This is a genomic window from Steroidobacter sp., from assembly GCF_036402275.1.
GTDB lineage: Bacteria > Pseudomonadota > Gammaproteobacteria > Steroidobacterales > Steroidobacteraceae > Steroidobacter.
Genome location: NZ_DASWTF010000051.1, coordinates 88326 through 99119, shown reverse-complemented (window position 1 = coordinate 99119; position 10794 = coordinate 88326). Strand labels below are relative to the sequence as shown.

8 protein-coding genes are annotated in these 10794 nt (G+C 62.7%); 7 read left to right on the top strand and 1 reads right to left on the bottom strand.

Annotated elements, in window-relative coordinates:
- Window positions 1–2 precede the first annotated feature (2 nt).
- Window positions 3–908 carry an STM4015 family protein gene (locus VGD45_RS29955; protein ID WP_331159078.1) on the bottom strand — a complete coding sequence of 302 codons (906 nt, stop codon included), beginning with the start codon at window positions 906–908 and terminating at the stop codon, window positions 3–5.
- 239 nt (window positions 909–1147) lie between these two features.
- Between VGD45_RS29955 and VGD45_RS29950 the strand changes: the two genes are divergently transcribed.
- From VGD45_RS29950 to VGD45_RS29920, 7 genes are all read left to right on the top strand, one after another.
- Window positions 1148–2251, top strand: coding sequence for a sensor histidine kinase (locus VGD45_RS29950; RefSeq protein ID WP_331159077.1), 1104 nt, complete (start codon window positions 1148–1150; stop codon window positions 2249–2251).
- Window positions 2248–2958 (top strand): LytTR family DNA-binding domain-containing protein, encoded by a 711-nt coding sequence (locus VGD45_RS29945; protein WP_331159076.1) that lies wholly within the window; start codon window positions 2248–2250, stop codon window positions 2956–2958. The genes VGD45_RS29950 and VGD45_RS29945 overlap by 4 nt, the downstream gene beginning before the upstream one ends.
- A gap of 100 nt (window positions 2959–3058) precedes the next feature.
- Entirely contained in the window at window positions 3059–5017 is a 1959-nt protein-coding gene (locus tag VGD45_RS29940) for a serine hydrolase domain-containing protein (RefSeq protein WP_331159075.1), read from the top strand.
- A 21-nt stretch (window positions 5018–5038) separates the two neighbouring features.
- Window positions 5039–5317, top strand: coding sequence for a hypothetical protein (locus tag VGD45_RS29935; protein WP_331159074.1), 279 nt, complete (start codon window positions 5039–5041; stop codon window positions 5315–5317).
- 172 nt (window positions 5318–5489) lie between these two features.
- Window positions 5490–7484, top strand: coding sequence for a serine hydrolase domain-containing protein (locus tag VGD45_RS29930; protein WP_331159073.1), 1995 nt, complete (start codon window positions 5490–5492; stop codon window positions 7482–7484).
- 22 nt (window positions 7485–7506) lie between these two features.
- Entirely contained in the window at window positions 7507–8520 is a 1014-nt protein-coding gene (locus tag VGD45_RS29925) for a dipeptide epimerase (protein WP_331159072.1), read from the top strand.
- A gap of 40 nt (window positions 8521–8560) precedes the next feature.
- Window positions 8561–10792: a TonB-dependent receptor gene (locus VGD45_RS29920; protein ID WP_331159071.1), complete on the top strand. Its 2232-nt coding sequence runs from the start codon at window positions 8561–8563 to the stop codon at window positions 10790–10792.
- Window positions 10793–10794 lie beyond the last annotated feature (2 nt).

Below are 10794 nucleotides of genomic sequence, written 5' to 3'. Positions count from 1 at the left end.
GTCTACTCGCTCACTTGCACGTAACGGTCGTCGCTGTCGTCCTCGGCATTATCGATCTCCACAGTCAGGGGTAGCGCCTGCAGCTGCTTGATCACCGCATCGGAGATGTAGTGGTGTCGCAGGTCTAGCGATTCCAGGCCCTCGATCCATGGGCTCGCGAGTAGAGCTTTGGCGCCTGCGTCGCCGAGCGTGCCCATCGAGAGGTCGAGGGTTTCCAGAGAACCGAGCCATGGCTGCGAGGCCAGATACGTCGCGAGCTCATCGGCGATCTCGGCGTTGCGCAGCCCCAGATACTCCAGCCGCTCCGGCTCGATCTTGGCGAGCAAATTCTGGTAAGTCGACAGGTTGCCGTCGAAGCCGTAGTTATCGCTGCCGAGCCACAGCTCCAGGCGCTGCAGCGCCGGCAGCTTCGAATCCGCGATGGCGTCGACCACGCTGCTCGGCAGCCCGCCGGTCTCGATGGTGAGCTCGCGTAGCGCGCGATGCTCGATGACGGGCAGCTTGAGCGCCGTGCCGCCGCGGATCCGTAGTACCTCGAGGTCGGGATAGGTCTGGAGCAGGGCGGTGTAGTCGGTCTGATTGATCCAGGAGATTTCAGCGTCCTCGAAGGTCATGTCGCCGACGAACAGCGCCTTGAGGCTCGGCAGGCGGTATTCGACCAGCGCCTCCAGGAACCCGTCCGGCGGCGTGCCGGTGGCCGCTTCGCTCCAGGAACCGATGATCAGCGCCTCGAGCGAATCGCGAGGCACTTGCTCCAGGAGCTCATCGAGCAGCTCGCGCTGCGACTGAGGGGCTTCGTATTCCTGCATCAGCCGATACACGGCGTCCCTGCGCGTGACCCGATCGCCGCTGCGGAAGTCAACCACCGGCAGCCCGAAAAATCGCTCCGAATAATCGTTGACCGTCATGGCGGTGCGCGCTCCGTTCTTCACGTGTGGATAGGCGTGCGCAAGGATAAACGGGATGGTCGCACAGAGGTAGGCGCACTTCTGGACGAATCGGAAAGTAACCCGCAAATCCCGACCCAGCCTGACGAACAGGGAGTACATCGATGTCTGGTCATGACTTTCCGCCGTTCGAACGGTTCTGCGACCGTTCGCCCGGCAATCTCGCCAGCTGCCCGCCGTTGGTTTAACTTGGTGAGCGAATGAGACCGCTCATCACGCCAATCGACACATCGCGCGCGTATTGGACCTGCCAACTCCTGGGATGGGGGCTGAATGGCGCGAGCCAGGTGTACAACGCGATCGCCACGCTGCCGGTCTCCTGGGAGCGGATCGTTCTGGAAATCACACTGCTGAACCTGGCCGCCGTCGGACTCACGCAGCTGCTTCGTGTGTTCATGCTGCGCAGAGGATGGACGAAACTAAGCCTGCGTCAGCTACTGCCGCGCAGTCTGGTGACGAGCGTGCTGCTCGGCGTGGTGCTGGCTTCGGCCATGCATTTCATGGCAGTCGCGCCGCTATGGGGGTTGGAGCCGATCCAGGATCAGGCGCGCCTCGAAGCCATACCGGCGCCGATTTTGTCCATGGATCCGTTCACGCTCCGCGCCGTCAATTGGAGCCTGGCGTTCTTCATCTGGGTCGCTCTGTACATCAGCATCACGTCGGTGCGCGACCGGCATGCGGCCGAGCTGCGCCAGTCGGAGCTGAGCCGGGCGTTGCAATCCGCCGAGCTGAAGCTGCTCAAGTCGCAGCTCAATCCGCATTTCCTGTTCAATTCACTCAACAGCGTGCGGGCGCTCATCGCCGAGGATCCGGCGCGCGCCCGAGATGCGGTCACTCAGCTCGCCGGGTTGCTGCGATATACGTTGAGATCGGATCACGAGGAGCTCGTGACGCTGGAGCGCGAAATGAAAACCGTCGGGGATTATCTGGCGCTCGAATCGTTGCGTCTCGGTGATCGAATGCGCGTCGAGCTCGACATCGCCGCCGGCGCGTATGAGGTACGCATTCCGGTCATGCTGCTGCAGACAGTGGTCGAGAATGCGATCAAACATGGAATTGCGGAGCTTCCCGGCGGAGGAGTCCTGCGAGTCGCGGCGACTGTGCACGATAACGCCGTGCACGTTGAAGTGCAGAATCCGCGTCCGGCGAACCCACCGCCGCGCGAGCAGCAGGGATCCGGGTTATACAATGCGGCCGAGAGGTTGCGATTGCTGTTCGGATCCCTCGCCACGCTCGAGCTGGACCTGTCGCAATCGGATCTGGCCATCGTACGAATCCGTGTGCCGAAACAAGTCGCTGCATGAAATCGCTCATCGTCGATGACGAACCGCTGGCGCGTCGTGAGCTGCGGCGCTTGCTCGCGGAGTTCCCCTGGATCGAAATCGTGGGGGAAGCGGGCGATGTCAGTGAAGCCGCGGCGCGTGTCGAGTCGCTTGCACCGGAGCTGATCTTTCTGGACATCCAGATGCCGGGAGGTTCGGGCTTCGATCTGCTCGCGCGACTCGATCATGTGCCGCGCGTCATCTTCACGACGGCGTACGATCACCATGCGGTGCGCGCTTTCGAAGTCAACGCGCTCGATTATTTGCTCAAGCCGATCGAGACCCAGAGGTTGGCGGCGGCGCTCGCCAAGGCCCGCTCGATGCCCGAGCACGGGAGTAGCGAAGTCCGACCGAACGATATCCTCGAGCGCCTGTTCGTGCGCGATGGCGATCGCTGCTGGTTCGTGCCGCTGCGCGAAGTCTGCATGCTGATGGCGGAAGGGAATTACGTCCGTCTGTTCTGGGGTCAGGAGCGTCCCTTGCTGGGTCGGCCGTTGCACAGCCTCGAGCAGCGACTCGACCCGAAGCGCTTCTTCCGCGCCAACCGCAAGCAGATCGTCAACGTCGACTTCATCGAAAGCGTCGAGCTCGGCATCGGTGGGCAGCTGCACGTTCGGTTGCGGGGCGGATCCGAAGTCGATATCTCGCGCCGTCAGGCGCGACTGTTCCGCACGCAGATGAGCGTGTAATCGCCATTCGCCCGGCCGATCCGACCGTTCGACACGAAATCGGCCAACTGTTTCAGCCGCATCGTAGATTCCCAGCCGGATGCACCGCGCCGGAGAATGTATGCGTCTTGTCAGGACTCTCGCCGTTCTACTTTGCAGCTTGGGCTCGTTGAGCCCGGCGCTCGCCGATGATTCGCAACCGCAGGTCGCAGACGCGCCGACGGCATCGGCCGCTCCGCTCACACGCGCCGATGTCGAGGCGTGGCTCGACGGTTTTCTGAATTATGAGTTGCAGCGAGGTGACATCGCGGGAGGCGTCGTCGTCATCGTGAAGGACGGGGAAGTCCTGCTGCAGAAGGGATACGGCTACGCCGACGTCGAGAATCGGCGGCCCGTGGATCCCGAGCGCACGCTATTCAGGGCCGCCTCGGTCAGCAAGGTGTTCACGGACACGGCAGTGATGCAACTGGTCGAGCAGGGCAAGCTCGATCTCGATGCGCCCGTCGATCAGTATCTGGACTTCAAGATTTCGGCAGGCTTCGACAAACCGGTGACGATGCGCAATCTCATCACTCACACCGCCGGATTCGAGGAGTTGTTGCGTGGGCTGATGCATTCCGATCCGAAAGAATTCAGCGGCCTGGAGGCGTTCGTAAAAAATTCGAACCCGGCGCGCATGTTCCCACCGGGTGAAGTCCCGTCCTATTGTAATTACTGTCTGGCGCTCGCGGGCTACATCGTCCAGCGCGTCTCCGGCGAGAGCTACGAGGATTATCTCGATCGTCACATTTTCGAGCCGCTGGGCATGCGGCATTCGACGGTCAGGCAACCGCTGCCTGAGAAGTTCGCGGCCGACCTGTCGAAGGGATATCGGCTCGGATCGGGTCCGGCGTGGCCCTATTTTGAGCTCGTGGGCCCCGGGCCGGCGGGCAGCATCAGCGCGACCGGCGCCGATATGGCGCGCTTCATGATCGCTCATCTGAGCGCGAAGGAAGGAACGGCGCCGGCTCTTTTGAAGCCGGAAACCGCGCGCCTCATGCACAACTCGACGTTCCAGGCGACGCCGCCGGTGAACGGCATGTCGCTCGGGTTCTTCGAAGCCAATCGCAATGGCCAGCGTATTCTCGAACACGGCGGCGATACCCAGGTGTTCCATAGTCAGCTGTCGCTGTTCATGGACCAGGATGTCGGCGTGTTTGTATCGTTCAACAGCACGGGCAGGGCAGGCGCCGTGCACGGTGTCCGCAGCGGCTTGTTAGAGCAGTTTACCGATCGATATTTCCCCGCGCCCGTGCCGGATGAGCCAACTGCTCCGACGGCGGTCGAGCATAGCCGGCTGGTGGCGGGGCGATACCAGAGCTCGCGCCGCGCGGAAACGACGCTCTACGCCGCTGTGGGAATGCTGAGTCAAGTCACCGTCGGTGCCGAGGCGGACGGCACGCTGATTATTCCCGCGCTCACGGGATTGAACGGGCAACCGAAAGTATGGCGCGAAGTGGCGCCGTTCGTGTGGCGCGAGGTCGGCGGCAAGGAGCGCCTCGCTGCAAAGATCGAGAACGGGCGAGTGCGATTTCTCGGCCACGATTCATCGAGTGGAATCCAAGTATTCATCCCCGTGCCCACCGGTCAATCCGCCGGATGGATCATTCCGGTCGTGCTCGTGTCGGCCGGCTGCCTGTTGCTGACCGTGATCGCGTGGCCGGTCGCCGCGTTGCTTCGGCGCCGTCATGGATTGGCGTTCGAATCGACGAAACAGCAGACGCTTGCGCGTCGGCTGGTCTGCGCGGCGGCCATCGTCGATCTCGTCTTTGTGATCGGTTGGGCGGTGCTGCTGCAGTCGGGCCTGTCGGATCTCACGCTGTTCGATGGTCGGGCAGATGTCTGGTTCGTCAGTCTTTATCTGCTCGGGTTCATCGGGATGATCGGCGCAGGCATTGCGGTTTGGAATGCCTGGCTTTCGCTCACAGGCGCACGCCGCTGGTGGAGCAAGACGTGGAGCGTCGTGCTGGCGGCTTCCTGTGTCGCCATCCCCTGGATCGCATTCACGCTGAATCTGGTGAGGCTCGACCTCTACTACTAATGATCGAGGAGGAAGGAAGACATGATGTCCCGAACTTTTCAGAGCAACGCGAGAGTCGTTGTCGCAGCGGCAGCGCTGCTGTGCTCGGCTTGCGTGTCCGCTCCCGACACTGTGCGCGAGCAGGCAAGCAGCGCGCTTGCCTGCGATGGCGCGCAAGTAACGGTCAGTCGCACTGAGCGACGTTACCTCGGCGACGATGCGTACGAGGCCTCGGGATGCGGGCAGAAGGTGGTCTACCAGTGCGAGCGCGCTTATGTCCTGTTGATCCCAGTGGGCACCGTCGGGTGTCACAAGAAATGACGCCGGCGTAGTCGCCGGCGCATCGACTCCCCACGTCCCTGAATTCTCTCGCCCGCCACGCCCCTTTGGGGCCGGCGGGCGCCTTCGTGGTTGACGATTCTCTAATTAGGACTAAAATTGCCTGATAGGGATGGTTTTTGTCCTGAAGAACAACATTTGTCAGGGGTTGGGCATGCGTGCACGTGCGGCGACGTTGTTGGCGATGCTGCTGTTTTCGCGGGTGCTGTCCGCGGCGGCCGCAGGCGACGTCTCATCTGAAGCGCCGCCGGCGCCGGAGTCGAGCGTCACATCCGCCGATGTGCGGACCTCGGAGGTCAGACCTCTGACGCGAGAGGATCTCGAAGCCTGGCTCGATGGCTTCCTGCCATACGCGCTGGCGACCGGCGACGTGGCGGGTGCGGTGGTGGTCGTCGTGAAGGATGGCGCGACTCTACTGCAGAAGGGCTACGGCTACGCCGACGTGGCGGCCCGTAAGCCGGTCGATCCGGCAACCACGCTGTTTCGTCCCGGCTCGATTTCGAAGCTGACGACCTGGACCGCGGTGATGCAGTTGGTCGAGCAGGGCAAGCTCGATCTCGACGCCGATGTGAACGGCTATCTCGATTTCGAGATTCCGGCCCGTGACGGCCAGCCGATCACATTGCGGAACATTCTCACGCACACTCCGGGGTTCGAGGAGCGGGTCAAAGATCTGATCGTGCCGGAGGGCGCGCCGTTCGATCCGCTGGATGTGTATCTCAAGGAGTGGGTGCCGAGCCGGATTTTCGCGCCTGGCACGACGCCGGCCTATTCGAACTACGCAACTTCGCTCGCCGGTTACATCGTCGCGCGCGCTTCCGGTCTTTCGTTCGATGAGTACGTCGAACAGCACATCCTCACGCCGTTGGGCATGGAACATTCGACGTTCCGTCAGCCGCTGCCCGAACGGTTGCGCGAATTCATGGCGAACGGCTATGCGCGAGCTTCCGACGGCAAGGCGAAACCGTTCGAGATCGTCGTGTCGGCGCCGGCCGGCAGTCAATCCTCGTCGGGCGCGGACATGGCGCGATTCATGATCGCCCACCTGCAAAAAGGAGCGTTCGGCGAAGGGCGCATTCTGAAAGCGGAGACCGCCGAACAGATGCACACCACCGCGCTTACGATCCTGCCGCGGGTGCATCGCATGGTGCTCGGTTTCTACGAGCAAAATCGCAATGGCCGCCGCATCATTTCTCATGCCGGCGATACCGCGTGGTTTCATTCCGATCTGTATCTGTTCATCGACGACGGTGTCGGTCTGTTCATCTCGTTGAACAGCGCGGGCAAGGAGGGCGCGGCGGGGAACATCCGCAAGGCGGTCTTCGAGCAGTTCGCCGATCGTTATCTGCCGGGACCGACCTTCGACGGCAAGGTCGATCCGCAAACAGCCGCCGAGCACGCGCGCATGATGACCGGCCTGTATCAGGTCTCGCGCCGTATCGAGACCAGCTTCCTGAAACTGCTGGGATTGGCCAGCCCCGTCGAGGTATTCGCGAACGACGACGGCACCATCAGCGTTTCGATGGCCAGGAACGTCGCCGGCTCGCCGATCAAGTGGCGTGAAGTCGAGCCGTTCGTCTGGCGCGACGTCGATGGCGAAAGTTTCCTGTCCGCGCAAGTGGAGGACGGGCGCGTCGTTCGCTTCGGTTTCGAGTGGGTGACGCCATTCATGGTGTTCGAACCTGTGCCTGCGGCGATCTCACCTGCCTGGGTTACACCGGCGCTGCTCGCTGGATTGATCGCACTGGCGCTGACGACGCTCGCATGGCCCATCGCCGCGCTCGCGCGCAAATACTATGGCGTGCCCTATGGTCTGACGGGACCTGACGCGCTGGCGCATCGTCGGATACGCATCGCGTCGGTCGCTGTGATCGCGGTGTTCATCCTCTGGGCCGTGATGGTCTCGCTCATCATGGGCGATCACCTGCTTTCATCCACTGCCGACATCTGCTTGTGGATTCTCCAGATGCTGTCCGCGGTCGTGTTCTTCGGAGCCGCCGCGATCGGCGTGTGGAACGCGTCCGTGGTCGTGCGTGGCGCACGCAAGTGGTACGCAAAGACCTGGGCCGTGCTGCTCGCCCTTGCGTTGCTGGTCGTGCTCTGGGTCGCGCTGGCGTTTCATCTCATCGCTTTCGACGTGAACTACTGATCGACGTGAACTGGAAGCCATCGTGAATACACATCGAGTCACGCGGATGGATGTCGAGTTGCAGGCGCTGCGGCTGAAGGCGCCGTTTCGGATCACCGGTTACACCTTTTATGATGTGCCGGTCGTGCGCGTGACCCTGCATGGCGAGGCAGGCGCCCGCGGCCGTGGCGAGGCGGCTGGCGTCTACTACCTCGATGACACGCCCGAGAAGATCATGCGCACGATCGAGGCACAGCGCCCGATGATCGAGGCCGGCATTACCCGAGAGCAGCTCGCTCAAACATTTCCTGCCGGCGGGGCGCGCAACGCGCTCGATTGCGCATTGTGGGAGCTCGAGTCGCAGCAGGCCGGCGTCCCTGTCTGGCGGGCTGCCGGTCTGGATCAGGCGTTGCCTCGCGTCACCACTTTCACATTGAGCGCGGATGCGCCCGAAGTGGTGGGGCGTGGCGCACGTGCGCTTTCGCATGCACGCGCGCTGAAACTCAAGCTCGACGGAGATGTAGAAACCGACATCGCCCGAGTGCGGGCGGCGCGTGAGGCGCGCGGCGATGTGTGGATGGCCGTCGATGCAAATCAAGGTTACTCGCTACGCAATCTCGAGCGGGCGTTGCCGGCGTTCGTGGCAGCGGGAGTGAAGCTGGTTGAACAGCCGTTGCCACGTGGCAGTGAAGCCGAATTGCAGGGGTTCCGCAGCCCGATCCCAATCGCGGCCGATGAAAGTGTGCAGAGCGCTGACGATGTGGCGGGGCTGGTCGGACGCTTCGACGTCGTCAATATCAAGCTCGACAAATGCGGCGGACTGACTGAAGCGCTGCGGATGGTCGTCGAAGCGCGCAGCGCGGGATTGCAAGTGATGGTGGGCAACATGGTCGGCACCAGCCTCGCCATGGCGCCTGCGTTCGTCATAGCGCAGCTGTGCGACTTCGTGGATCTGGATGGGCCGACGTTTCTCGAGCGCGACCATGTTCCCTCCGCCAGTTATGACGGTGGAAGCATTCACTGCGCGCCGGATGTATGGGGCGGCGGACGCGTTTGAGCAACGGGCGATTTACAACAGACACACAGGGGTTCTGATCATGAGTGACTCACGGCGACTGTCACGCGGTCTCATCGTCGGCGGCTCCGCCAGCGCGTTGGCGCTGCTGTCAGGAGTAACGAATGTTCATGCGGCGGAGTCCGATACGATCGCGGAGATCATCGTCACGGCGCAAAAGCGCTCTGAAGCTTTGATCGATGTGCCGCTGTCGATCAGCGTGGTCGGTGGCGATTTGCTCGAGCGCCAGCAGGCAACGAACTTCCAGGATTACCTCAAGCTCGTGCCGGGCGTGCAGCTCAACCAGAGCACGCCGGGCAACGGGCGTCTGGTCATGCGTGGCGTCAACACGGGCAGCGTCGCCGCCACCGTGGCCGTCTATGTCGACGAGACGCCGTTCGGCTCCAGCACCGGCCTGGTCAACGGCGGCGTGCTCGCCGGAGACTTCGATGCTTTCGACATGCAGCGCATCGAGGTGCTGCGCGGCCCACAGGGCACCCTGTACGGCGCCAACTCGCTCGCCGGCGTATTGAAGTTCGCGACCAACGCCCCGCAGACCGATGGATTCGAGACTCGCGTGCGTTTCGGCGCCGAGAGCGTGGAAGATGGCGACATGGGCTATTCCGGCGCCGGCATGATCAACGTGCCGTTGTCCGGCAGCTTCGCCATCCGGGCGACGGGCTATTACCGCGAGCTGCCCGGTTTCATCGATTCGATCGGCACCGCCGGATCCGACATCGCGAAAGACATCAACGATGCGGAAAGCTCCGGCGGCCGTGTGTCGGCGCTGTATCGCCCGAGCGATGCGTTCTCGCTGCGGCTGACGGCGATCATGCAGAACATCCGCACGGATGCCTCCAGCACGGTCGAGAGCGATCCAGATACGCTCGAGACGCTGTACTCCAGGTTCACTCAGTCGCAGTTCGTTCCGGAGTACCGGGATGTCGACTACCGGATTTATAACGCCCTGCTGGACGTCGACCTCGGATTCGCCACGCTGACGTCCTCCAGCAGCTTCAACAAACTGGACTCGCCGTTCCGCGAGGATCTGACCACGCTGTACAGCTCGCTGATCGAGGGGTTCGTGGGGCCGAACGAATTCCAGCAGTTGCAAACGACCAAGTACGACAAGTTCACGCAGGAGCTGCGCCTCGCCTCGCCCACCGGCGACACGTTCGACTGGCTGGCCGGCGCTTACTACACGAGCGAGGAGGGCGACATCCTGCAGCACCTGGAAGCACTGGTTCCGGGAACGATGACTCCGATCGCAGGCCAGCCACAGCTCGGCGACTTGAGCCTGCACTCGGAGTACGAGGAAATCGCAGTCTTTGCCAGCGGCACGATTCATTTCGGCGATCGCTTCGACCTGACGCTGGGAGCGCGTTACAGCGAGAACGATCAGACAGCCAAGCAGGATTCCATCGGCCTGCTCGCCGGAGGTCCGAGCGGCGTGAGCTACCCGGAAGCGAGGTCGACAGAGGAGGTGTTCACGTACTCCGTGTCGCCGAAATTCAAGATCAGCGACAACGTTTCCTTGTATGCGCGCGTTGCGAGTGGATTCCGCCCGGGCGGTCCGAACGTGTTGCCGCCAGGCGTGCCGGACGTCGTGCCGCTGAGTTACGAGTCCGATTCGCTGACCAGCTATGAAGTCGGCTTCAAGAGTGAGTCCGCTTCGCGTGCTTACAGTGTCGACGTGTCTGTCTTCCACATCGACTGGGAAGACATCCAGCTGTTCACGCAGGTGGACATCTTCGGCGTCAACGTCAACGGCGGCGGTGCGACCAGCGACGGCCTCGAGGCAACAGTGACCGCGCGCCCGACCGATTCTCTACGGTTGTCGCTGAACGCTGCCTACACGGACGCGGAGCTCGATGACGATACCGGCGATCTCGTCGGCGGCATGAAGGGCGATCAGCTGCCGTTCACACCGGAGTTCAGCGTTGGCGCGAACGTCGATTACGAATGGGCGATCGGTGCGGACAGCACCGCGTACGTCGGCGCCTCGCTGCGCTATCTGTCGGATCAGACCGCTTCCTTCGACGCCGACTTCCGCGAGCTCAACGGCCGTCAGCGTGAGATTCCGTCGTACGAAGTCCTGGATCTGCGCACCGGCGTGCTGCTCGGCCGCTACTCGATCGAGCTGTATGCCAAGAACGTGACCGACAGCGACGGACTGACCTCGACGGGTACGTTGGGCACTTATCCGAATGGAGCCATCGGCGCGGGCGTGATCCGGCCGCGCACCGTCGGGTTGTCGTTCGGCTTCGGAATGTGACG